This window comes from Bibersteinia trehalosi USDA-ARS-USMARC-188 (assembly GCF_000521725.1).
Lineage (GTDB): Bacteria > Pseudomonadota > Gammaproteobacteria > Enterobacterales > Pasteurellaceae > Bibersteinia > Bibersteinia trehalosi.
The window spans coordinates 468,418-490,546 of the sequence record NZ_CP006954.1; the positions used below are offsets into that span (position 1 = coordinate 468,418).

A 22,129-nucleotide genomic window follows, 5' to 3' on the forward strand; every position below is an offset into this window, starting at 1 on the left:
AAATTGTTATTGTTTTTATTTATTCCATATCGTTTAGTAATAGTGAAAAGTAGTTAATTATGAATAATATTTATAAAGTTATTTTCAATAAAACTACTCAACAATTCATTGTAGTTTCAGAACTAGCTAAATCAGCAGGAAAGCACCTGATAGCGTAGTGTCCACAGCTAGTGCTATTTAATATAAGTAAAAATCGGTTAATTATTCCAATATCTTGCAAATTTTAGCGGTAAATCAAGCGCTTGTTTGGTAATAGTTAAGATGCTCGCATTATCGGGGGCCGAACTTGCAGGCGGCAGTGCCACAGCAGGAGCGGTTGCAGTAGGCGTGGGCGAACTTGGGGCGAGAATACTTGTGGAAACGGTTTACGGCAAACAACTGAGTGAGCTTAACGAGGAGGAAAAACAGAACTTACTCAATGCAAGCAAAGCATTAGCAGGCATTGCGAGCGGAGTGGTAAGTGGCGGTAATGGAGCTGAGACTTTAGCGAATGCAAGTATTGGGATGGTTGTGGCTGAGAATGCGGTGGAGAATAATTTGTTACTGACAGATTATATGATAATGGTTATGTATTTAAAACAAGCAGGTGGCTTTATTGCTACCATAGAAAACAGAATTGTGATATTTACAATAAATACAGGAAGTGAATTGTCTGATCTTCTACAACGGGATATCATTTTGTTCTTATGCCTAAAAATAAGGCGGTGTGTAACCGCCCTATTTTCTCTTTTTACTGTAAGATTACATAGAAATTTGCACCATCTCGTACGACATTTAGTGCCACAACAGACGGTTTTTTATCTAAGATTTTGCGTAATTCACCAATATTTTCAACTTTACTGCGGTTTACACCAACAATGATATCGCCTTTTTTAAAGTCATAACGCTCTGCGATTGAGCCTTTTTCAACTTTAGTGATCTCAACACCTTTTAATCCTTTTTCGTCATAGTTGCTGAATTCAGCTCCTTTTAACGCAGGTAGCAGATTATCGGCGGTCGTTTTTGTTTGTTCATCAGATTGCAAGGTCACTTTAACCGTATCTTCTTTATTATCACGTAGATAGGTTAATTCGATTTCTTTGCCTGCACCAGTGGTTGCGACTTTAGCTCGTAATTCGGCAAAGCTGCGGATTTTTTGGCCGTTTAAAGCAGTAATCACGTCACCTGCTTTTAAGCCAGCTTTTGCCGCAGCAGAATCAGCCATAACCTCGCTAACAAAAGCGCCTTGTTGAGCATCGACATTGAATTCTTTAGCAAGATCAGCGTTTAATTCGCCCCCTTTAATCCCTAGTAAACCACGTTTTACTTCGCCAAATTCAATAATTTGCTGGACAAGGTTATTTGCCATATTGCTCGGAATAGCAAAAGCAATTCCAGCATTGCCGCCACTAGGCGAGATAATAGCAGTATTAATCCCGATTAATTCGCCTTGCAAGTTGAGTAATGGACCTCCGGAGTTACCGCGGTTTACCGCTGCATCGGTTTGAATATAGCTTTCATAACCAGAATCAATACTACCTGTTGAGCGCCCAAGTGCAGAGACAATACCCGAAGTAACTGTTTGTCCTAAGCCAAATGGATTACCGATTGCAACAGTAAAATCGCCTACACGTAGTTTATCTGAATCGGCGATTTTAATTTCAGTTAGGTTTTTAGGATCTTCAAGCTGGAGCAAGGCAACATCTGATTGTGGATCTGCACCAACTAATTTGGCTTTAAACTCACGCCCATCTTCAAGTTTTACCGTAATTTTATCGGCCTTATCAATAACGTGGTTGTTCGTTACTACATAGCCTTTTTCCGCATTAATGATGACGCCAGAACCTTCTCCTCGGAATTGGCGTGGACTACTTTGACGATCGCCAAACATATCTGGGCCAAAGAAGAAATCAAATTCATCTGGTACCATTCGCTGTCGAGTTGAACGGCTCTCTGTTTTACCTTCAACTGCAATACTAACCACTGCGGGGCGAACTTTTTCAATCATAGGAGCAAGGCTAGGTAGTGTTTGTCCATCAACCGCATTTGGTAAGCTAGCGTGGGCATTTATTGGAAATGATAAAGTGCATAAGCCTAAGATGAGTGAAGAGAGTAGTGTTTTATTTAATTTTGTCATTCTATTTCCTTACTATTATTGATTATGAAATGAGCGGAGAACATCCGCAATCTGTAGCTGATATGACAGAGAAAAATTTCAGCGGTTCGAAAAATTGTGTACGATAGCTTGAAATTTCAACAAAAGACAGAGTTTGCTTTTTACAATTCGGCTAAATATGTGAAATGCTTCACATATTATTGACATTAGCATAACTTTTAGACGTGTGGAGATTTATTCTTTAGCATGAAAAAAGTAAAATATCCTGCCTTTCTGGTATTTATTATTCTACTTTCATTTCTGTTTATAGGAAATCCGACTATGTTATGGTTTCTACTTTGTGTAGCTATGTTACTTTTAGGTTACTTTATTTATGGAAAAGTAATTGAAAAGATCTTTGTTATTAAGCCTGAACGTGAGACTCCGGCCTATTCTATGCGAGATGGCATTGATTATGTGCCAATGTCTAAAAAGAAAATTTGGCTCATTCAATTATTAAATATTGCAGGCACAGGGCCAATTTTTGGTCCAATCCTAGGGGCATTATATGGCCCAGTGGCCATGCTTTGGATTGTATTCGGTTGCATTTTTGCTGGTGCAGTGCATGATTATTTAACAGGTATGCTTTCTATCCGTAATGGTGGTGCGAATGTACCATTTTTAGCGGGCAAGTATTTAGGCACTCCGATTAAACATTTTATGAACGGCTTTGCAGTATTGCTACTTTTATTAGTTGGCGTGGTATTTGTGGCTAGCCCGGCATCTCTTCTAACTAATATCACTTCTGATATTATTAATTCAGGAGGAGTAAGCGCAGGGGCAGTAAATGATGAAGCAGGAGCCTCTAAAGGTACTATTTTAATTGTTTGGACAACCATTATCTTTGCTTACTACATCATCGCGACGCTTGTGCCGGTAGACAAAATTATTGGTAAAGTTTACCCATTCTTTGGTGCTCTCTTGCTATTTATGACTTTTGGGATGCTATTTGGCTTAATTTTTAACGGTATTCCATTTTTCCAAACAGTTGGAGGTGATGTTGGTATTGCTGATTTTTTCCGTAATATGCATCCTAATGGTGCACCAATCTGGCCATTACTTTTCATCACTATCGCTTGTGGGGCGATTTCTGGGTTCCACGCAACTCAGTCGCCATTGATGGCTCGTTGTACTCAAAATGAAAAAGAAGGTCGCTTTATTTTCTATGGAGCAATGATTGCTGAAGGCGTTATCGCTTTAATTTGGTGTATGGTTGGCTTAAGTTTCTATGATAGTACAGCTTCATTCCAAGAAGCTTTAAAAGGTACTCCATCTAAAGTGGTTTATGACTCTGCCGTAGGTATGCTTGGCTTAGTGGGGGGAATTATTGCGGTGCTTGGTGTAGTTATTTTGCCAATTACTTCAGGTGATACATCTTTCCGTGCGGCACGTTTATTAATTGCAGAGTTCTTAAAATTTGACCAGCGTCCATTTGTTAAACGCCTAATGATTGCTGTGCCTCTATTTGCAATCGGTTTTGCTGTATCGTTAGTGGATTTTCAAATCTTGTGGCGCTATTTTGGTTGGGCAAACCAAACTACAGCAACTATTACATTATGGGCTGTAAGTGCATATCTGTATCGCACTAAGAAATTCCACTGGGTGGCAACACTGCCTGCAATTTTTATGACCAGTGTATGTTCAACCTTTATTTTAAATGCGCCAATTGGACTGAGCCTAGATTATACGCTGTCTGTATGGCTTGGTTTTGCGGTAGCATTGTTGTGCGCAGGGCTATTCTTTAAATTACTCAAACCGTTCGATAAAGAAGTCGAAGAGTAATTAAAATACCCTTAAATGATCTGACCCCAAAAAGTTAGACAAATTTAATTCAAGGACTGAGTTCTGTACTCCACAGGGCTCAGTCCTTTTAATTTCACTTGAATACGCTTATGGTTGTAATAATGAATGTCATCGAGAATCGTTTGTTCAAGCTGTTCGAAGGTCTCAAACCGCTCGGTAAAATAACATTTCGTTTTCAGTTCTAAAATGCGATAACGCAAGCGTTCTTCTTCGGTTTTTTGGGGGAGCATTTTCGGGTATTTCGGTTTCATTGACGGACAAGCTTTAGGTTTGGACAATAAACCGTTTATTACCTTGTTTATCAAAGGCGTGCAGCCATTGGCTGATAATGCCGGAATTGGCAATAGCAAAATAGAGATGCATATTCTGCAGAAAATTGACCATTTTTGACCGCTTGTATCACGGATAATTTGAATTCAGGTGAGTAAGCCTGTTTAGTATGACAAACAGCTAACCCATTGATGCCATTGTGATTATATTGCTGAATCCAACGTCATCATGTTCTACCTGTAAGCTGAAAATGCCGACGGGGCAGTGAGCTGTTTTACCCTGTTGAAGATAAAATTCCAATAACTTGTTGTTTGAAAGATTGGTTGTATTGAGCCATAAAAAATCTGCACCTTAATCTGTTGGTTGTTTAGTCCAACTTTTGGGGTGCAGATCATTTTAGTAAAAATCTAATTTTTTATGGCTTTTATTTGATCATCTGTCTCCGTTATATACGGTATTACGAACGATGACATAATCTACCGTGCGAATTGCTGCTAAATCTCGACCACCAGCGTAAGAAATAGCAGATTGAATATCTTGTTGCATTTCGTTCAATGTGTCAGCAAGTTTACCACGAACTGGAATCATCTCTTTTTTGCCTTCCACATTTTTACGCTCGCCTTTTTGGAATTCAGAGGCACTACCGAAATACTCTTTATATTGTTTGCCATTGATTTCTGCATTTACGCCTGGGCTTTCTTCATGAGCAGCAAGCAGTGATCCAATCATTACCATCGAGGCGCCAAAACGTACTGATTTTACTATGTCACAATGGTGACGGATACCGCCATCGGCAATAATTGGTTTACGTGCTGCTTTTGCACATAAGCGAACTGCAGCTAACTGCCAGCCACCGGTACCAAAGCCTGTTTTCAGTTTCGTAATACAAACTCGACCAGGTCCAATTCCCACTTTAGTAGCATCAGCGCCTGCATTTTCTAATTCACGTACGCCTTCAGGAGTACCTACATTACCAGCAATTAGAAATGTAGATGGTAAGTGTTGTTTTATAAATTGGATCATTCTAATTACATCATCTGAATGTCCGTGAGCCACATCAATAGTGATATAGTCAGGAACGAGATTTTCAGCGACGAGTTCTCGTACAAAGTCATATTCGTAATCTTTAACCCCAATACTGATTGATGCGATTAATCCTTTTTCTTTCATCTTTTTGACAAAAGGTTTGCGAGCGCTTTCATCAAAGCGATGCATAATATAGAAGTAGTGATTTTGAGCAAACCATTCTGCAAGTTCTTCGTTGATGACGGTTTGCATATTGGCGGGAACAACAGGGATTTTAAAAGTATGGTTACCGAATTTAACGCTGGTATCGCACTCTTTACGGCTACTAACAATACATTTATTAGGGATAAGTTGAATATCTTCGTAATCGAAAACTTCCATGGGACACTCCTGTATATAAAATAATAAAAGGGTGCCAATACGGTAGTATTGACGAAGAATTCTACTTTACAACCGTTTGCTTTGCAAGAGATAAAAATAAAAAAGCCTACAAATTCTGTAGGCCTTTGATACAAATTATCGCCACGCTTTAAACTGGTTAATTAAGCCATTGGTAGAACTATCGTGGCTTGTGATTTGTTCGTTATTTTCCAGCTCTGGCAGTATGCGGTTAGCAAGTTGTTTACCTAGCTCAACACCCCATTGGTCGAAGCTATAAATATTGAAGATCACACCTTGTACAAATATTTTGTGTTCATACATCGCAATCAATGCGCCAAGCGTGTATGGGGTGATTTTTTGTAGCAAGATAGAGTTGGTTGGTTTATTGCCTGTAAATACTTTAAATGGCACAATATTTGCAACTTCTTCGAGTTTTTTACCCGCTTGTAAGAACTCTTGTTCAACAATCTCTTTTGCTTTTCCGAAAGCTAATGCTTCAGTTTGGGCAAAGAAGTTAGATAGTAATTTGCTATGATGGTCAGCAAGAGGATTGTGGGTTTGTGCTGGGGCAATAAAATCACACGGAATTAATGTTGTACCTTGGTGAATTAATTGGTAGAAAGCATGCTGACCATTGGTGCCGGGTTCTCCCCAGATAATTGGACCGGTTTGGTAGCCCACCGCTTTGCCGTCTCTGCCGACAAATTTACCGTTCGACTCCATATTACCTTGTTGGAAGTAGGCCGCGAAACGGTGCATATATTGGTCATAAGGCAGGATAGCTTCACTCTCTGCACCTAAAAAATTATTATTCCAAATGCCGATAAGTGCAAGGGTAGTTGGAATATTTTGTTCAATTGGCGCATTGAGGAAATGTTTGTCCATTGCGTGCGCACCAGCAAGCAGTTGCTCAAAATTTTCAAAACCGAGTGAGAGCGCGATAGATAAGCCAATTGCTGACCAGAGTGAGTAGCGGCCTCCCACCCAATCCCAGAATTCAAACATATTGGCTGTATCAATGCCGAATTTCTCAACTTCTTTTACATTGGTAGAGAGTGCGATAAAGTGTTTTGCTACCGCGGACTCATCTTTTGCTGCAGCCAATAACCAATTACGAGCAGAATATGCATTGGTCATGGTTTCTTGAGTCGTAAAAGTTTTACTTGCTACTAGGACTAGAGTAGTTTCAGGATTCACTTTGCGTAGAGTTTCGGCAATATGTGTACCATCCACGTTTGAGACAAAGTGCATATTCAGATGATTTTTATACGGGCGTAGAGCCTCTGTAACCATGTAAGGGCCTAAATCTGAACCACCAATCCCAATATTGATGACATCGGTAATTGCTTTGCCTGTGTATCCTTTCCATTCGCCTGAGATTACTTTCTCGCAGAAATCTTTCATTTTTGCCAGTACTGCATTTACCTCAGGCATCACATCTTTACCATCCACTACTACAGGGGTATTTGCTCGATTACGTAATGCAGTGTGTAGTACGGCGCGGTTTTCTGTGCGATTAATTTTTTCGCCGTTGAACATTGCATAGGTTGCAGATTTAAGCTGGCACTCCTCTGCAAGTTGGCGTAGTAGGGTTAAGGTCTGTTGGTTCACCGCATTTTTAGAAAAATCAACCAATATTTGATCTTCAAAGCGGAGGGAGTATTTATCGAACCGGTTTGGTTCATCAGCAAAAAGTTGTGGAATAGTGAGGTTTTCCATTTTATGCTGAGCTAACGCGTTCCAAGCAAAAGTTTGAGTTGGATTGATATTTTGCATTGATAGTCCTCTAAGATTAAAAATTAATTCTGTTCAGATTTGTCATTTAGTAGTGTATCAAGACGTTTTTCTAACTCATTCAGTTTCTCACGGGTGCGTAATAATACTTGTGATTGAACGTCAAATTCTTCGCGGGTAACTACATCCAATTTCGCGAGTTGAGCTTGTAAAATCTGTTTAAATTTTTCTTCAAGATCGATACCAAGATTTTTTAACGGTTGCGGCAGAGCATTATGAAGCTGCTGTGCGATTGATTCTAAATTTTTGGGATTAAGCATAACATTCTCCTAGAAAAATACAGCGGAGAATTTTAAAGAATTTCAGCGATAAGCAAAAGCAAATAATGCGATATTTATTAAGAAATTTATTGGGAAGAAATGGCTGGGGTACTAGGATTCGAACCTAGGAATGCCGGGATCAAAACCCGGTGCCTTACCGCTTGGCGATACCCCAAATGAAAAAAACTAACTTTAAGTTAGCTATTAGAGATATGATGAACAAGATGGCTGGAGTACTAGGATTCGAACCTAGGAATGCTGGGATCAAAACCCAGTGCCTTACCGCTTGGCGATACTCCAGTCGTATTTTTGCAAGCCATTAAATGGTGCGGGAAGAGGGACTTGAACCCACACACCTCTCGGCGCCAGAACCTAAATCTGGTGCGTCTACCAATTTCGCCATTCCCGCAATGGTGGCTACAGCGAGATTCGAACTTGCGACCCCAACATTATGAGTGTTGTGCTCTAACCAGCTGAGCTATGTAGCCATTTGCGTAACCATATCGGCTTTGCGGGGCGTATTATGCTGATTTCCCCTTTGTTCGTCAAATACTTTTTTTAAAAAAATAAATTTTTGCGTTCTTTTGCATAGAGTTTCGGCAAATTGCGTAAAAAACAGTAGAAAACTGCTTAACTATTCATTTCTGCTGATAATTGTTGTAGTACTGGCACAATTTCTGGAAAGCTTCCCTCCCATAATTGGAAAGCATAGGCTGCCTGACCAACAAGCATACCTAAGCCGTCTTGGCAATTTTCTGCACCATTTGCTCGAGCATAATTTAAAAAAGGGGTCTTTTGCTGAGGCGCATATTGCATATCATATATATTGGCAGACACAAGTAGTGATACGGGTAATTCCACACATTTTCCTTGTAAGCCTAGTGAAGTGGCATTAATGATTAAATCAAATTGTTGCTGGCAGATTTCGTTCCAACAAGCGGCTTGAATTTCACCAAATTTTGCAAATTTTTCAGCTAAATCAACCGCTTTCTGGGGGGTGCGATTATAAAGTGTAACGCTTTGTTGAGCTTGTAATAGTGGATAAAGCACGCCTTTTGTTGCGCCGCCAGCACCTAAAATTAATACTCGTTGTGTTGGTTTTAACCAAGTTAAACGTTTTAAATCTGCGATTAAGCCCAGCCCATCTGTATTGTCGGCATATAATCTTCCATCGTCTAAGCGCTTTAATGTATTACAAGCTTGGGCTTGTAAACAAGCTTCACTATGTATATCCGCTAAGGCAAATGCGCGTTCTTTAAACGGCGCGGTAATATTGGCTCCTTTCGCCCCCGAGTTAAAGAAGCCCGTTAATTGCTGTTCAAATAGGGTTTCATCACCTAATTTAGCAATATAATTGATTGCTTTATCTGTCTGTTTGGCAAAAAGTTGATGAATACGGGGAGATTTACTCTGTTGGATAGGGTTTCCCCATACGGCATATTGGTTCATTGTTATCCTTTTCGTAAAATCTGTTGTGTGAAAATATCACGAATTTCTGAAGGGTTGCTTTTTCCACCTGTAGGCATATCCAAAACCGGAAAATGGGTTCCAAATTGTGCCAATACTTCAGTGACTGTTTTACAAGGCGGTAAGCCGCTTAAATTAGCACTGGTTGAAGTGAGCGCAAAGCCTACGCTATTGCATAGCTGTTCAACGGCAGGAATTTGACATAGACGCACAGCGATAGAATCAAATTTTCCTTTTAGATAAGATGGTACATTCGCTTTAGCAGGCATAATCCAAGTTATTGCTTTATCTGAAATTTGGTGGAAACGCTGCCATTCCTTCTCGCTTAAACGGTTATCGTCAATATAGGGCATTAAGAAATCTAAATGAGGAGCGATCAATATTAGCCCCTTTTCCTCTGGGCGATGTTTCAGAGCAAGTAACTTCTTTACAGCCTGTTCGCTATTCGGATTACAGCCCAATCCGAACACTGCTTCGGTTGGATAGGCTACGACTTGATCCTGCTTTAGTTTTTCTGCAATTTGTTTAATTGTTGTCATTTGGCTTTTCATTAAAAATATGCTGACATAGTTTATTGGCGCATTGGTATTGCTGTTTTTGGGCAAGAGCCAAAGGGTAATTGCACTCAGGGCAGCACCTTTTTACAGGCTTTATTGCTAAAGTAAATTTACATTTTGGATAGGCATTACAAGCATAGAATGCTTTACCTGAACGCCCTGTACGTTTAACCAATTTACCCGTGCTACATTCAGGACAATCAAATTCTTCTTCCTGTTCCACTTGTTCATGTACGACAAAACGGCAATTGGGATAATCACTACAGCCAATAAAAATACCGAATGAACCCTGTTTCAGTTGTAATAGGGCGTTGCAATCTGGACAAGGCTCATCTAGTGTTTTGATTATATGATAACTCTGTTGCAATGATTTAATGTAATGGCATTGCGGGTAAGCACTGCAGCCAAGAAATAAGCCTTGCTTGCCACGTTTAATCTGTAACATTGCACCGCATTCAGGGCAAATCTCTCGCTGTTTGCTGGATTCAAATAGACTCATTATTTGATTAGCTCAAATGTAATTACAAAAAGTTGCTGTTCTTCTGGATAAATCTCTTTAATCACTTGGCGTAATTCTGACAAGCTCATATTTTCTTGTTTAGCATGTTGCTCTGAAAGCTGTTCAACGTGGATAGGTTCAACAGATAATACTTGAATTTTGGCAAACAAGCGGTCTGTTTCATTGGTAAAAACACAAAGCTCTTGTCCTGCTTGATAAAAAGATTCTGATTTATCTCGAATTGTAATGGTTTTTTTACCATTAACAATATCGTTTTCAAAGCGTGAGAAAAAGGTAATTTTATTCATCTGTATATTCTGCATCGTAATTATCGCCGTAATCTAAATCCATTAAATGTGAAAAGTGATCATTAGCAAAGCCATGGCTTATCATATATCGCCACATTTTCTGTTTTGCCTTGAGATCCCAAACATGTGGCCGCTTTTTCTCAAAAACGCTTTCGGCTAATTCAAACCAATCGACTTCACAATTATCCAGAGCTTGTTGAATCATCCAATCTTTGATACCTTTTTGCAAGAGTTCTTGACGTAAACGGCGTGGCCCATAGCCTTGCAATGCTCTATATCGCAGATAGCTTGCACAGAATCGTTCGTCACTTTGCCAATGATTTTCTTGAGCTTTGCTCATTGCTTGCTCAATTTCATCATTAGTATAGGCTTTCAGTTTGAGTTTACGTTTAAGCTCTAATTCACTATAGTCCCGTTTGGAAAGCAAATAGAGTAAATAATTTAGTGCACTATATTTTGCTGTCATCAATAAAAAATGCGGTTTATTTAAACCGCATTCCCATTCTTAAAACTCTTCGTTAAATTCTTCGCTATTATTAACTAAATCATCGCCATCATCACTAGAAGACTCTGCGATCAAGGCTTTTTCTGGGCTGTTTGTTAGCAACTCACGAATATCTTGTTCAATTTTATCCGCAATTTCTGGATTTTCTTTTAACCACTTAATTGCATTATTTTTACCTTGGCCAATTTTCTCCCCTTCATAAGAGAACCAAGCACCAGATTTTTTGATTAAACCTTGAGCTTCAGCCAAGATTAATAGTTCACTCATACGAGAAATGCCTTGACCATACATAATATCAAACATCACTTCGCGGAATGGTGGCGCAACCTTATTTTTCACCACTTTAACTTTTGTTTGGTTACCCAAAATCTCATCACCTTCTTTTACCACTCCTGCACGGCGGATATCTAAACGTACTGAAGAGTAGAATTTAAGTGCGTTACCACCTGTAGTTGTTTCAGGATTTCCAAACATGACACCAATTTTCATACGAATTTGGTTAATAAATACCACTAGGCAGTTGGTATTTTTGATGTTTGCAGTCAATTTACGCAGTGCTTGTGACATCAAACGAGCTTGTAATCCCATATGAGAATCGCCCATATCGCCTTCAATTTCTGCTTTCGGCGTTAATGCAGCAACTGAGTCCACGATAATGACATCTACAGCGCCAGAGCGAACTAATGCATCACAGATTTCTAATGCTTGTTCACCATTATCTGGTTGAGAAATCAATAATTTATCGGTATTTACCCCTAATTTACGCGCATAGACAGGATCGAGAGCATGCTCTGCATCAATGAATGCGCAAGTTTTATCTGTTTTTTGTGCTTGTGCAATAAGAGAAAGGGTAAGTGTTGTTTTCCCTGAAGATTCAGGACCGAAGATCTCAACGATACGCCCCATCGGTAAACCACCGATACCGAGTGCTAAATCCAAACCGATAGATCCTGTTGAAACCGCTTCAATATCAAGGGTTTGGGTTTGGCCTAAAGTCATTACAGAGCCTTTACCAAACTGTTTTTCAATTTGTGCTAATGCTGCAGTAAGTGCTTTCTCTCTTGCTTCAGGATCTGTTTGCTTTACCACTTGGTTTTTCTGATTTTTTTTCTCGCTAGCCATAATGTTTCCTATTTTATCTTGCCCAAAATAGTTTGGGCGGGCTGTGCATCAATAACTGTAAATTATTATACTGTTTACTCATACAGTTTCAACTGTTTTTTGTAAATTTTTCGATCCTGATCGTAAAATTTTATGCAAAACGTACCGCTTGTATGGGGAGCGCACGTGCTAGATCGAACGGATTAAGTGCATTGATTAGCATAATTTGTTCAAAGTTGCCTAAACTTTCTACAGGAATATCAAGTAATTCAACTTGTTTTTCATCTAGTAAGCGACTTAATTGTGTGCCCTTTAGCAGGTAATCTTTTGAGCTATACCATTTTCCTTGTTTTGAAAAAAGCAAATTCCCGATGGTACAATCACTTACTTTTCCATTGTTGATAATAATCACCTCACTATGTTGGTTGATAGGAAAGGTTTGAAAAATAGAGCGATTACTGTATTTAAATTGATAATCTAAATTGTCAGAATAAACAACATCAAAATAATGGAGCTCTTTTGCTTGATAAGGGAAATATTGAATTTCATAATCGTGTTGATTATAGGCTATTTTACAGCGGTATAATCCCTGCTTATATTCCTGTGGAATAGTTAGAATTTTACTTAACTCAAATAATGGAGTTTCATTAAAATAGCCAAAACAAGATTTTTCATATCGTGCTTGATGATATGCAATATTTTGGGCAATGCCATCCTTAATGGCAATGGTTTCAAAGAGTGGAAATTGGGACATAAACTTTCTCGAGAATTTCATTATATTCTTCATCAAGATGACTTAAAAAAGTAATTCCACCACCACTGCGGAAAAATAATTGCTCATCTTGTTGTTCAATATAGCGAATAGCCACAGCACTTTCTAAATTTTCTCCATCAAAATAGCCAAAAATCCCTGTGTAATAGCCTCTTTCCTGCTGTTCTGCTTGCTGAATAATTTCTACGGTTTTCGCTTTGGGCGCTCCGCTAATTGAGCCTGCTGGCAATAATTTTGCCAGTATCGAACCAATATTTTTTTGCCAATATTCCCCTAAATCACCACAAATTTCAGAGCTGGTTTGATAAATTGCACCGCGATGGGTATGCACTTTTTCAACATAGCGATATTTTGTGACTTGGATATTTTCTGCAACTAGAGCGAGATCATTTCGGATTAAATCAACAATCGTATTATGTTCACTAAATTCTTTGGTGGAGTTTAATAATTTTTCTTTTGCATGCTCTTCAGCAGCATTAATTGTGCCTTTCATTGGGTAAGAATAGATCTTATTGTGCTGAATTTTAATAAAGCATTCAGGTGAGAAACAGACAAATTTCTCAGCTAAATAGCATTTATACTTGGCATGGCTTGCTGCAAAAATTTCATCTAAACGATAATTTGTTTTAATCTCTGTCGGAAAGGTTAAATTTAATAAATAGCTGTTTCCTTTCTGAATTTCGCGTTGAACAAAATTAAATGCAGCCTGATAACGTGGATAGTCTAAGGGGATTGGCTGAAAGGTAAATTTACGCTCAACATTTATGCATTCTTGTATGGCTAAATGAGGAAATACAAATTGAAGTGCATGCAGGTTTGCTTGAGCCAATGGGAAAATAATCGGTTTTTGCTGTTCAAAATCGATCAAAAAGAAAAACGGGCATTTTTCTTGCCCGAATTGATTTGCTTGTTGAATAAAATCTTGCATTTTAGGTATGAGAGAGAAAAAGTCGGTTAGTTATAATCTAATTTTCGGCTCTCTGCAAGCGGTGAGATTTTGCCAAAAATTTGCAAAATCTCACCGCTTGTAAGGTCTATTTACTTACTGCCTGTTGCCACGTTGCCAACCAATTTTTTGTTGTTTCACTATTTGGTTGTTTGAAATTAAGGATCGGATAGTTGGGTAATTGCTTAAATGCAGGATCTGCTTGAACCGCATTTACGGGTTTCATTACATTATTGTAAGCAATGGCTTTTTGTGCGGCAGGACTTTGCAGAAAAGCTAAAAATTGCTGTGCGAGAGAGCGTTGCTGTGAACTGGCGAGAATAGCCGCGACTTCTATTTGTAGCAAATGGCCTTCGCTAAATGGTGCGGCAGCATAATCATCATTTTGTTCGTGCCATTGATGGTATAGTGGCGAAGTCGTGTAACTCAGTACGAGATCAGATTCACCTTTTAAGAATGCCCCGTAAGTTTCTGACCAGCCTTTACCTACCGTGACGGTATGTTTTGCGAGCGTTTGCCACGCCTGTGCACTTTTTTCACCATAAACTTGGTTGATCCAATAGAGCAGACCACGTCCAACTGTACTGGTTCTTGGATCTTGATAAATTACCTTGAGATCTTGCCGCTCAACCAACTCTTTTAAGCTTTGTGGCGGATTAGCGAGTTTTTGTTTGTTGTAAATAAAGGCATATTCGCCATAGTCGTAAGGTAAAAATATGGTACTTTTCCATTCAAGCGGTAAGTTTTTTGCATTATTTTGCAAATGGTGTTCGCGAAATAGACCCGATTTTTCTGCCTCATTCATCACATTTTGGTCGATACCAAGCATGACATCTGCTTTGGTTTTATTGCCTTCTAGGCGAATGCGGTTAAACATAGTTACGCCATCTTGAAAAGGCATGAATTTGATATCGCAGTTGCATTCTTGCTCAAACAGCGCTTCTAAGGTTTTCGCGGGGCCATATTTAGAGGCAAAAGAGTCATAGGTATAAATTGTTAATACCGGTTTTTCATGGGCTAAAACGCTGGTAGAGAGGGAGAAAATCGTAAAAGGGAGGAGTTTGGAAAGTTTCATTCAATGTTCCTTCTAAAAATGGAGATAGAAGGATCTAAAACAGAAATAGTCATTGCTGTCTCAAATCCCTACGCTGATATTAGTCAGATCAGGTTCTATGGGTATTTCTCAGCCTTACATTACAAAGCACCCCAATGAGAACGAAGACATTTTAGGCAAAATACAGACTATTATCAATTGCTAAAATCACTTAGAATATTTGCAAAATTTCGACAGGTTTGAAGCGCTTACATAGGGACTTATTTTGAACGAACTTATTATTACTCTAGAACCACAAGACAATGCTCGTTTGCAAGCATTTTGTGGCGCATTCGATGAAAATCTGGCGTTGATTGAAAAGCAATTCAATCTACTGATTGCTCGCCAAGGTTTTACTCTTACATTACAACCAGCTGAAACCAATCATTACTCTCATCATGTTTTACAAAATACAGCAAAGCTACTCCTGCAGTTGTATAACGAAACTGCACCAATAAAGGGAAAAATTAAAGAACTAGACTTAGAAAATGTGCATCTCGCTATTGCTGAAAGTCGAACCTTATTACAAGGTCAGTGGCAAAATAGCGGAAATGAAATTGCGATCAAAACAAAACGGGGGGTAATTAAACCAAGAAGTGGGCACCAACAAACTTACCTGCGTAATATTTTAAGTCACGATATTAGTTTTGGTATTGGGCCGGCTGGAACGGGGAAAACTTTTTTAGCAGTAGCGGCTGCCGTAGAATCATTGGAACGGCAAGAAATTCGCCGTATTTTACTGACTCGCCCGGCAGTGGAAGCTGGGGAGAAATTAGGCTTTTTACCGGGGGATTTGGGGCAGAAAATTGAGCCTTACCTTCGCCCACTCTACGATGCTTTATTTGAAATGCTCGGCTTTGAACGGGCACAGAAATTGATGGAACGTAATGTGATTGAGATTGCTCCGCTTGCCTATATGCGTGGGCGTACCCTCAATGATGCATTTATTATTCTTGATGAGAGCCAAAATACGACGATTGAACAGATGAAAATGTTCTTAACCCGCATTGGGTTTAACTCAAAAGCGGTGATTACAGGGGATATTACTCAGGTTGATTTACCGCGTTCAACTAAATCAGGATTAAAGCATGCGATCGAAGTATTGAGCAAAGTTCCTGATATCAGTTTTAACTATTTTGATAGCCAAGATATTGTGCGTCATCCAGTAGTCGCAAAAATTGTGCAAGCTTATGATGTCTGGGAAGCGGAAGACGAATTACGTCGTGAACAGCGTAAACTTGAGAAATTGGCGTTAGAACAGCAAAAATTGTTAGAGCAGGCAGAAAACTTATAGCAACTGTATCTTGCCAAAAATTTTGGGGAGATACAGTTGCTAAAATCAGCGCGCGCTATCTCCCGCGTTGATTATTTTTCATGCCAAATTCGATTAACGTATAAGGTAACTTTCCCAGTAGGGGTAAGTACCTGCACTTCATCATCGACTTCTTTACCAATTAAAGCTCGAGCGACCGGCGAGTCAATAGAGATCCACTGTTTTGCAGGGTCAAATTCATCACAACCCACAATGCGATATTGTTTAATCTCGCCATCTTCGTTCTCTAATTCAACCCAAGCGCCGAAAAACACCTTACCTTCTTGCGATGGATGGTAATCCACGATTTGTAGAACTTCTAAACGTTTAGAAAGAAAACGCACGCGACGATCGATTTCACGCAGCCGGCGTTTGCCATAAATATATTCGGCATTTTCACTGCGATCACCTAATGCAGCAGCATCAGAGACAGCTTGAGTCACTTTGGGACGCTCTTCTTTCCATAAAAATTTCAGCTCTTGATCGAGCGCTTGCCAGCCTGCCCGAGTGATATGGTTAGATTTCGCCATGATTAGCTCGCAAATTCTACAATACCGGATACTTTACCTTGCTCATCTAAGGCAATAAGTGAGTGAATATGCTGTTCTTTCATGAGCTCTTCTGCATGTGCTAGGAAGGTAGAATCTGCAACGGTTTTAGGGTTTATCGTCATGATATCTGCAGCACTTTTTTGTAAACTTTCTGCACCAAATTTTGCCAAAGTACGACGAATGTCACCATCTGTGATAATCCCGCATAATTGCTCGCCATCCATCACTAACGCCACACCCATTCTACCTTCATTCATAACGTCTAAAAATTGAGTAAAGCGCGCATTAGGTTGAGTGATTGGCAGTTTACGCTGCATAACATCTCGTACACGACAGAGCAATTTACGCCCTAAACTACCACCAGGATGAAAACGCGCAAAATCTTCCGATTTAAAATCTCTTGCTTTAATTAAGGCTATGCCCAATGCGTCACCTAATGCCATCGTAATTAAGCTTGAAGTCGTCGGAGCAAGATTATTTGGGCAAGCTTCACGCTCAATACTAATATCTAATGTTACATCTGCATGTTTACCTAAAGTAGATTTTTCATTACCTGTCATTGCAATAATTTTATTGCCGAAGTTTTTTAGGCTTGGAATTAGCTTATTTACATCATCGGTTTCACCGCTGTAAGAGATTAAAATGACGACATCAATAGGCTTGAGCATACCCAAATCACCATGAAAGGCTTCGGTTGGGTGTAAGAAAAAGCTAGGTGTTCCTGTAGAGGCAAAGGTTGCGACCATTTTTTTGCCGACTAAACCTGATTTCCCAATGCCTGCGACAACCACTCTGCCACGACAATTTAAGATCATTTCAACGGCTTGATTGAAATTATCAGATAAATTTTGATTAAGTCGGTTAATTGCTTGTGAATATAAATTAAGCGTTTCGTTTGCACTGGCTAAATGACTCATATAGTAGATCCTTAATCAGAAAATTTCTTGAATTATACGCTGTTTTACAAAAAACGGCATGATCATGAATAGTTAAATTGAGTCTTTTCAACTATTATGCTTAAAAACTTTGTTATACTATCAGAGAATATTTTGGTAATTAACCATGCTAGGAGTAGCTATGAAAACTTTAAAATTAACAGTATTAAGCTTAATTTTAACTTTAACTTCATGTAGTAGTGGCGGTGGTGGCGGAACTCCAGCTTCTGCATCAAGCCAACCTACTGCTACAGCAAGCAATCAGCCTTCATCAAATTCACCATCAAACCCAGCAACAGATCTAGTTAATGACTCTGAACAACAAGATTCCCAGACACCCCCAACAACAGCATCACCGAAACCTGTTCACGGTTATTATTTAGTTGGTGCAAAGCGTGATAATGTTGGAATTACTGCTTTTACTTTGACTAGTGATCGCTTAGAAATACTAGATCATTTTGGTGGTTCCATTCCACTCTCAGATCCAACACAATCACCTGCCGATGGTTACTATAAAATTGGTAAAGGTATAGTAAATGATAATTCTTTATTAAAAGAAACTAAATTTGGTGTTGTGGAAAACGACCGACAGGTCTATATTTTTTCTCAGGGTAATCGCGCAACGGGTATGCCTGTTTCAGGTACTGCTTCTTACACAGGTGAGGCTATTTTAGTTGCTGTAGATAAAGAAGATGAATTCAAACGTTTGAATTACTTCACTACTCCAGTTAAATTTAACGCCGATTTTGGGCAAAAACAGTTAATCGGTTCATTACAATTAATGGAGCTTGGCGCTGATGGAAATGTTGTTTTTGATGCCGAAATTAACGGCGATAAATTCTCAAAATGGGGAGGTTTTGATGGTATTCAAGTTGACGGTGCATTCTATGGCAATAATGCATCAGAACTAGGAGGTGTTCTCCTGAAAAGAGACGCATTTAGTGGTTCTTTCGGAGCGAAAAAAGATGACTAATCTGGTTCATTAAACATCTCTGCGGGCTAAAGTATTTTAGCCCGCCTTATTTTGCCTCTCCTCCCATTCCGTAGTAAAATAACACGTTTTTGTCTATTTCAAACAGGTTTAAAAAATGCAAATTGAATCCCTTTTTCCACTTGATCCCAATGTCAAAGTCCGCACCCGTTTTGCCCCTAGCCCAACCGGTTATTTACACGTAGGTGGTGCAAGAACGGCACTTTACTCTTGGTTGTATGCAAAACACAACAACGGCGAGTTTGTGTTACGCATTGAAGATACCGACCTTGAACGCTCCACCCCAGAAGCGACAGCGGCTATTTTAGAAGGTATGGAATGGCTTGATCTTGCTTGGGAACATGGCCCTTATTTCCAAACCAAACGCTTTGATCGCTATAATCAAGTGATCGATCAAATGCTAGAAGCAGGCACAGCATACCGTTGCTACTGCTCAAAAGAGCGTTTAGATGCGGTGCGTGCCGAGCAAGAAGCCAATAAAGAGAAAGCAAAATACGACCGCCACTGTTTGGGCGATCATTCACACGATCCAAGCGAGCCACACGTAGTACGCTTTAAAAACCCGACCGAAGGTTCTGTGGTGTTTGAAGATGCGGTACGTGGACGCATTGAAATTGCCAACAGCGAATTAGACGATTTAATTATCCGCCGTACCGACGGCTCACCAACCTATAATTTTTGTGTGGTGGTGGACGACTGGGATATGGGCATTACCCACGTGGTGCGTGGCGAAGACCATATCAACAATACCCCTCGCCAAATCAACATCTTAAAAGCATTAGGCGCACCGATTCCAACCTATGCCCACGTTTCAATGATCAATGGTGATGATGGGCAAAAACTGTCTAAACGTCATGGCGCGGTGAGTGTGATGCAATATCGTGATGACGGCTATTTACCCGAAGCGTTAATCAACTATCTAGTACGTTTAGGCTGGGGACATGGCGACCAAGAAATTTTCTCACGCCAAGAGATGATTGAACTGTTTGATTTACATTCGGTGAGCAAATCTGCCAGTGCATTCAATACGGAAAAATTACAGTGGCTAAACCAGCACTATATCCGCACGCTTGATCCAAGCTATGTGGCAAAACACCTTGAATGGCATATGAACGATCAAGGCATTGATTACCAAAATGGTGTGGCATTGGAAGAGATTATCCCAGTATTAGGCGAACGTGCCAAAACCTTGAAAGAGCTTGCGGCAAGCAGCCGTTATTTCTATCAAGAATTTGAAGCTTATGATGAAAAAGCCGTTGCGAAAAACTTCAAACCAGAAGCCGTTGCTCCCCTTACAAAATTATTGGAAAAACTGACCGCTTGTAATGATTGGACGGTAGAAAACATTCACGATGCGATGAATGCCACTGCGGCGGAATTAGAAATCGGTATGGGCAAAGTCGGTATGCCGTTCCGTTTAGCGGTAACAGGAAGCGGGCAATCGCCATCAATGGACATCACCGCCAAATTAGTCGGCAAAGAAAAAACACTAACTCGTTTACAAAAGGCGATCGTGTTTATTCAAGAGAATAGTTAACCTAAACAGGGCGAATTTATCGCCCTATTTTTTGAAAAAATCAAAAAAATTACCGCTTACCTGCTAGCCATTCTGTTGGTGTTTTTCCTACTTTACGTAAAAAAATTCTTGTCAGTGCCGCATTATGGCTGTAGCCAACTTTTTCCGCCACAATTGCTACTGGAAATCCCTTAAGTAACAGATTTTGTGCCATGGTAATTCTCCAATAGGTGAGATATTCCAGCGGCGATTCACCCATCATCTCTTTGAAGTAGGCGGAGAATTGCGATTTGGACATCAGCGCCGTCTCTGCCATCTGTTCCAGTTGCCACGGCTGCTCGGGAGATTGATGTATCGCACGCAACAGCGGTGCCAGCCGTTTATCTGCCAAGCCTTGCAGCAAGCCTGCTTGAAACAGTTGTTGTTCCAAGCAGCAGCGGACAATCAAAATCGTAAAATAGGCACACAAATGCTGAATGGCGGCTTGATAGCCCAAGCGTTGCTCGGCGCTTTCGCTGAAAATCTGGTTGGCGATGATTTCTAAGCTTGGGTTTTGATCTAAAAACAGCGTGACCGTTTGGTGCAGGCTGTGAATAAGTGGGTTTTGCACCTCTGAACCGAAGTCGAAGCTGATGCAAAACACCTCTAATTCACCGTCTAGGGGCTGAATACTGTGCAGGGTTTTGGTTGGCGAGAACACCACACACGGCCGTTCGATGCTTTGCGGCGGCAGGTTGGCTTGGTTGAGCAGGCACTTGCCGTTGCGGATAAAGTGTAGGTAGCACTTGTTTGGCTCGTTAAATTCGCCTAAGCGGCAGAGCGAGCCGATAAAAAACAGATCGGCACGAAAGCTAAAATGGGTAAACAGGTGGGTAATGGCGTCCATAAATTTTGGTTAAAAAGTTCAGATTTTCGGTTAAAACAGACCGCTTGCGATTCCTTATAATGTGCCCACTTCAACGATACTGTTGATGTGTGTTCATCACTCTTTATTTTTATTACAAGGACTATTTTATGTCAAACCAAGTAAACGAACAAATCGATCAAGAGCGCCGCAGTGCATTAAACAGTGGTTCACGCATTGCAATGGCAGCCGGCGTATTAGGCGCAATGGGCTTAGCAGGTATGGCGAATGCGGCTGAGAAAAAAGCAGAGAAAAGCATCTACGCCGAGCCAGAGCAGTACGGTTTAGAGCGTCCGGGAATGAAAATCGACCCGAAACGTGTGGCGTTAGTGGTAGTGGATCCGCAAAACGACTTTTTAAGCCCGAACGGTGTAATGTGGGGCGTGTTGAAAGACAGCATTCAAGAGAACAACACCATTGAGAACATCGAAAGCCTGTTCAAAGCAGCGAAAAAAGTCGATATGCCGGTTATCGTTTCTCCGCACTACTACTACCCAACCGATCACCAGTGGGAATTTATGGCGCCGGGTGAAAACTTTATGCACAAAACCAATATGTTTGCTCGTAAAGGTGCATACACAATGGAAGGTTTTGAAGGTTCAGGTGCGGACTTCGTAGAGCGTTACAAACCATATATCTTCGATGGCAAAACAACCATCACTTCACCACACAAAATCTTCGGGCCGGAAACCAACGATGTGGTCTTACAACTGCGTAAACGTGGTATCGACCAAGTGATTTTAGCGGGTATGGCGGCAAACCTCTGTATTGAATCTCACCTGCGTGAGCTGGTTGAACAAGGTTTCGAAGTGGCTGTGGTGAAAGATGCGACCGCAGGGCCACGCATTCCGGAAGGTGACGGTTACTTAGCGGCGTTAGTGAACTTCCGCTTAATCGCTAACGACCTCTGGACAACCCAACAAGCGGTTAAAAATATGGGAGCGTAAGCTCTACTAAGAGTTTTTAGGCACTCAGTACGGATTTATAAAATTTATATTTGACAA

22 protein-coding genes, 4 tRNA genes, 3 pseudogenes and 1 riboswitch are annotated in these 22,129 nt (G+C 40.2%); of the genes and pseudogenes, 7 read left to right on the forward strand and 22 right to left on the reverse strand.

Annotated elements, in window-relative coordinates; genetic code table 11:
* Nucleotides 1–59: 59 nt before the first annotated feature.
* On the forward strand, nucleotides 60–158 hold the full coding sequence (locus F542_RS11185; RefSeq protein ID WP_081601345.1) for an ESPR domain-containing protein: 99 nt from the start codon (nucleotides 60–62) through the stop codon (nucleotides 156–158).
* A gap of 103 nt (nucleotides 159–261) precedes the next feature.
* Nucleotides 262–486: pseudogene (locus tag F542_RS11190) on the forward strand (VENN motif pre-toxin domain-containing protein); the annotation flags it as partial.
* 244 nt (nucleotides 487–730) lie between these two features.
* Here F542_RS11190 and F542_RS02250 read toward each other — a convergent pair.
* Nucleotides 731–2,116, reverse strand: coding sequence for a Do family serine endopeptidase (locus F542_RS02250; RefSeq protein ID WP_015433204.1), 1,386 nt, complete (start codon nucleotides 2,114–2,116; stop codon nucleotides 731–733).
* 300 nt (nucleotides 2,117–2,416) lie between these two features.
* Here F542_RS02250 and F542_RS02255 point away from each other — a divergent pair, with 300 nt between their 5' ends.
* Nucleotides 2,417–3,916 carry a carbon starvation CstA family protein gene (locus F542_RS02255; protein WP_025266816.1) on the forward strand — a complete coding sequence of 500 codons (1,500 nt, stop codon included), beginning with the start codon at nucleotides 2,417–2,419 and terminating at the stop codon, nucleotides 3,914–3,916.
* A gap of 44 nt (nucleotides 3,917–3,960) precedes the next feature.
* Here F542_RS02255 and F542_RS11195 read toward each other — a convergent pair.
* The 18 genes and pseudogenes from F542_RS11195 to thiB form a co-directional block, all read right to left on the reverse strand.
* Nucleotides 3,961–4,116, reverse strand: a pseudogene (locus F542_RS11195) (IS3 family transposase); the annotation flags it as partial.
* Nucleotides 4,105–4,544: pseudogene (locus F542_RS11100) on the reverse strand (helix-turn-helix domain-containing protein); the annotation flags it as partial. The pseudogenes F542_RS11100 and F542_RS11195, both read right to left, overlap by 12 nt.
* 95 nt (nucleotides 4,545–4,639) lie before the next feature.
* A complete protein-coding gene (locus F542_RS02265; RefSeq protein ID WP_015433199.1) occupies nucleotides 4,640–5,614 on the reverse strand; it encodes a GMP reductase in 975 nt (324 codons plus the stop codon).
* A 135-nt stretch (nucleotides 5,615–5,749) separates the two neighbouring features.
* Nucleotides 5,750–7,390 (reverse strand): glucose-6-phosphate isomerase, encoded by a 1,641-nt coding sequence (pgi, locus tag F542_RS02270; RefSeq protein WP_015433198.1) that lies wholly within the window; start codon nucleotides 7,388–7,390, stop codon nucleotides 5,750–5,752.
* 23 nt (nucleotides 7,391–7,413) lie between these two features.
* Complete coding sequence (gene ubiK, locus F542_RS02275; protein ID WP_015433197.1) at nucleotides 7,414–7,668, reverse strand: ubiquinone biosynthesis accessory factor UbiK; 255 nt, start codon at nucleotides 7,666–7,668, stop codon at nucleotides 7,414–7,416.
* Between the two features lie 100 nt (nucleotides 7,669–7,768).
* Nucleotides 7,769–7,843, reverse strand: a tRNA-Gln gene (locus tag F542_RS02280).
* 50 nt (nucleotides 7,844–7,893) lie between these two features.
* A tRNA-Gln gene (locus F542_RS02285) sits at nucleotides 7,894–7,968 on the reverse strand.
* Nucleotides 7,969–7,992: 24 nt separating this feature from the next.
* A tRNA-Leu gene (locus tag F542_RS02290) sits at nucleotides 7,993–8,077 on the reverse strand.
* Between the two features lie 2 nt (nucleotides 8,078–8,079).
* A tRNA-Met gene (locus tag F542_RS02295) sits at nucleotides 8,080–8,156 on the reverse strand.
* A gap of 142 nt (nucleotides 8,157–8,298) precedes the next feature.
* Entirely contained in the window at nucleotides 8,299–9,117 is an 819-nt protein-coding gene (gene aroE / locus F542_RS02300) for a shikimate dehydrogenase (protein WP_015433196.1), read from the reverse strand.
* A gap of 2 nt (nucleotides 9,118–9,119) precedes the next feature.
* Nucleotides 9,120–9,674: a Sua5/YciO/YrdC/YwlC family protein gene (locus tag F542_RS02305; RefSeq protein WP_025266817.1), complete on the reverse strand. Its 555-nt coding sequence runs from the start codon at nucleotides 9,672–9,674 to the stop codon at nucleotides 9,120–9,122.
* Nucleotides 9,661–10,191, reverse strand: coding sequence for a DNA topoisomerase family protein (locus tag F542_RS02310; protein ID WP_015433194.1), 531 nt, complete (start codon nucleotides 10,189–10,191; stop codon nucleotides 9,661–9,663). The genes F542_RS02305 and F542_RS02310 overlap by 14 nt, the downstream gene beginning before the upstream one ends.
* Nucleotides 10,191–10,505: a N(4)-acetylcytidine aminohydrolase gene (gene yqfB, locus F542_RS02315; RefSeq protein ID WP_025266818.1), complete on the reverse strand. Its 315-nt coding sequence runs from the start codon at nucleotides 10,503–10,505 to the stop codon at nucleotides 10,191–10,193. Before yqfB ends, F542_RS02310 begins: the two co-directional genes overlap by 1 nt.
* Nucleotides 10,492–10,965, reverse strand: a complete 474-nt coding sequence (recX, locus tag F542_RS02320) for a recombination regulator RecX (protein WP_015433192.1) — start codon at nucleotides 10,963–10,965, stop codon at nucleotides 10,492–10,494. The genes yqfB and recX overlap by 14 nt, the downstream gene beginning before the upstream one ends.
* Before the next feature lie 39 nt (nucleotides 10,966–11,004).
* Nucleotides 11,005–12,126 carry a recombinase RecA gene (recA, locus tag F542_RS02325; protein ID WP_015433191.1) on the reverse strand — a complete coding sequence of 374 codons (1,122 nt, stop codon included), beginning with the start codon at nucleotides 12,124–12,126 and terminating at the stop codon, nucleotides 11,005–11,007.
* 130 nt (nucleotides 12,127–12,256) lie between these two features.
* Nucleotides 12,257–12,859, reverse strand: coding sequence for an aminotransferase class IV family protein (locus F542_RS02330; protein ID WP_015433190.1), 603 nt, complete (start codon nucleotides 12,857–12,859; stop codon nucleotides 12,257–12,259).
* Nucleotides 12,837–13,805, reverse strand: a complete 969-nt coding sequence (locus tag F542_RS02335) for an aminodeoxychorismate synthase component I (RefSeq protein WP_025266820.1) — start codon at nucleotides 13,803–13,805, stop codon at nucleotides 12,837–12,839. The genes F542_RS02330 and F542_RS02335 overlap by 23 nt, the downstream gene beginning before the upstream one ends.
* Nucleotides 13,806–13,911: 106 nt before the next feature.
* Nucleotides 13,912–14,898 carry a thiamine ABC transporter substrate binding subunit gene (gene thiB / locus F542_RS02340; RefSeq protein ID WP_015433188.1) on the reverse strand — a complete coding sequence of 329 codons (987 nt, stop codon included), beginning with the start codon at nucleotides 14,896–14,898 and terminating at the stop codon, nucleotides 13,912–13,914.
* 47 nt (nucleotides 14,899–14,945) lie between these two features.
* Nucleotides 14,946–15,042: riboswitch (TPP riboswitch) on the reverse strand.
* A gap of 100 nt (nucleotides 15,043–15,142) precedes the next feature.
* On the opposite strand from thiB, the gene F542_RS02345 reads away from it, so the two are divergent.
* Nucleotides 15,143–16,210 carry a PhoH family protein gene (locus F542_RS02345; protein WP_015433187.1) on the forward strand — a complete coding sequence of 356 codons (1,068 nt, stop codon included), beginning with the start codon at nucleotides 15,143–15,145 and terminating at the stop codon, nucleotides 16,208–16,210.
* Nucleotides 16,211–16,281: 71 nt separating this feature from the next.
* Here F542_RS02345 and greB read toward each other — a convergent pair whose 3' ends face one another.
* Nucleotides 16,282–16,758, reverse strand: a complete 477-nt coding sequence (greB, locus tag F542_RS02350; RefSeq protein WP_015433186.1) for a transcription elongation factor GreB — start codon at nucleotides 16,756–16,758, stop codon at nucleotides 16,282–16,284.
* 2 nt (nucleotides 16,759–16,760) lie between these two features.
* Nucleotides 16,761–17,696 (reverse strand): KpsF/GutQ family sugar-phosphate isomerase, encoded by a 936-nt coding sequence (locus tag F542_RS02355; RefSeq protein WP_015433185.1) that lies wholly within the window; start codon nucleotides 17,694–17,696, stop codon nucleotides 16,761–16,763.
* Between the two features lie 160 nt (nucleotides 17,697–17,856).
* On the opposite strand from F542_RS02355, the gene F542_RS02360 reads away from it, so the two are divergent.
* Together F542_RS02360 and gltX are read left to right on the forward strand one after the other, a co-directional pair.
* Complete coding sequence (locus F542_RS02360) at nucleotides 17,857–18,687, forward strand: transferrin-binding protein-like solute binding protein (RefSeq protein ID WP_015433184.1); 831 nt, start codon at nucleotides 17,857–17,859, stop codon at nucleotides 18,685–18,687.
* A 115-nt stretch (nucleotides 18,688–18,802) separates the two neighbouring features.
* Nucleotides 18,803–20,242, forward strand: a complete 1,440-nt coding sequence (gene gltX, locus F542_RS02365) for a glutamate--tRNA ligase (RefSeq protein ID WP_015433183.1) — start codon at nucleotides 18,803–18,805, stop codon at nucleotides 20,240–20,242.
* A 49-nt stretch (nucleotides 20,243–20,291) separates the two neighbouring features.
* Here gltX and F542_RS02370 read toward each other — a convergent pair whose 3' ends face one another.
* Complete coding sequence (locus F542_RS02370; RefSeq protein WP_015433182.1) at nucleotides 20,292–21,107, reverse strand: helix-turn-helix domain-containing protein; 816 nt, start codon at nucleotides 21,105–21,107, stop codon at nucleotides 20,292–20,294.
* Nucleotides 21,108–21,235: 128 nt separating this feature from the next.
* On the opposite strand from F542_RS02370, the gene F542_RS02375 reads away from it, so the two are divergent.
* Nucleotides 21,236–22,072: a cysteine hydrolase gene (locus F542_RS02375; RefSeq protein ID WP_015433181.1), complete on the forward strand. Its 837-nt coding sequence runs from the start codon at nucleotides 21,236–21,238 to the stop codon at nucleotides 22,070–22,072.
* The last annotated feature ends 57 nt before the right edge of the window (nucleotides 22,073–22,129 follow it).

Excerpts from the sequence above, each read along its gene's own strand:
- F542_RS11185 (WP_081601345.1), top strand. The coding sequence starts at position 60 with ATGAATAATATTTATAAAGTTATTTTCAATAAAACTACTCAACAATTC.
- F542_RS02250 (WP_015433204.1), bottom strand. The coding sequence starts at position 2,116 with ATGACAAAATTAAATAAAACACTACTCTCTTCACTCATCTTAGGCTTA.
- F542_RS02255 (WP_025266816.1), top strand. The coding sequence starts at position 2,417 with ATGTTATGGTTTCTACTTTGTGTAGCTATGTTACTTTTAGGTTACTTT.
- F542_RS02265 (WP_015433199.1), bottom strand. The coding sequence starts at position 5,614 with ATGGAAGTTTTCGATTACGAAGATATTCAACTTATCCCTAATAAATGT.
- pgi (WP_015433198.1), bottom strand. The coding sequence starts at position 7,390 with ATGCAAAATATCAATCCAACTCAAACTTTTGCTTGGAACGCGTTAGCT.
- ubiK (WP_015433197.1), bottom strand. The coding sequence starts at position 7,668 with ATGCTTAATCCCAAAAATTTAGAATCAATCGCACAGCAGCTTCATAAT.
- aroE (WP_015433196.1), bottom strand. The coding sequence starts at position 9,117 with ATGAACCAATATGCCGTATGGGGAAACCCTATCCAACAGAGTAAATCT.
- F542_RS02305 (WP_025266817.1), bottom strand. The coding sequence starts at position 9,674 with ATGACAACAATTAAACAAATTGCAGAAAAACTAAAGCAGGATCAAGTC.
- F542_RS02310 (WP_015433194.1), bottom strand. The coding sequence starts at position 10,191 with ATGAGTCTATTTGAATCCAGCAAACAGCGAGAGATTTGCCCTGAATGC.
- recX (WP_015433192.1), bottom strand. The coding sequence starts at position 10,965 with ATGACAGCAAAATATAGTGCACTAAATTATTTACTCTATTTGCTTTCC.
- recA (WP_015433191.1), bottom strand. The coding sequence starts at position 12,126 with ATGGCTAGCGAGAAAAAAAATCAGAAAAACCAAGTGGTAAAGCAAACA.
- F542_RS02330 (WP_015433190.1), bottom strand. The coding sequence starts at position 12,859 with ATGTCCCAATTTCCACTCTTTGAAACCATTGCCATTAAGGATGGCATT.
- F542_RS02335 (WP_025266820.1), bottom strand. The coding sequence starts at position 13,805 with ATGCAAGATTTTATTCAACAAGCAAATCAATTCGGGCAAGAAAAATGC.
- thiB (WP_015433188.1), bottom strand. The coding sequence starts at position 14,898 with ATGAAACTTTCCAAACTCCTCCCTTTTACGATTTTCTCCCTCTCTACC.
- greB (WP_015433186.1), bottom strand. The coding sequence starts at position 16,758 with ATGGCGAAATCTAACCATATCACTCGGGCAGGCTGGCAAGCGCTCGAT.
- F542_RS02355 (WP_015433185.1), bottom strand. The coding sequence starts at position 17,696 with ATGAGTCATTTAGCCAGTGCAAACGAAACGCTTAATTTATATTCACAA.
- F542_RS02360 (WP_015433184.1), top strand. The coding sequence starts at position 17,857 with ATGAAAACTTTAAAATTAACAGTATTAAGCTTAATTTTAACTTTAACT.
- gltX (WP_015433183.1), top strand. The coding sequence starts at position 18,803 with ATGCAAATTGAATCCCTTTTTCCACTTGATCCCAATGTCAAAGTCCGC.
- F542_RS02370 (WP_015433182.1), bottom strand. The coding sequence starts at position 21,107 with ATGGACGCCATTACCCACCTGTTTACCCATTTTAGCTTTCGTGCCGAT.
- F542_RS02375 (WP_015433181.1), top strand. The coding sequence starts at position 21,236 with ATGTCAAACCAAGTAAACGAACAAATCGATCAAGAGCGCCGCAGTGCA.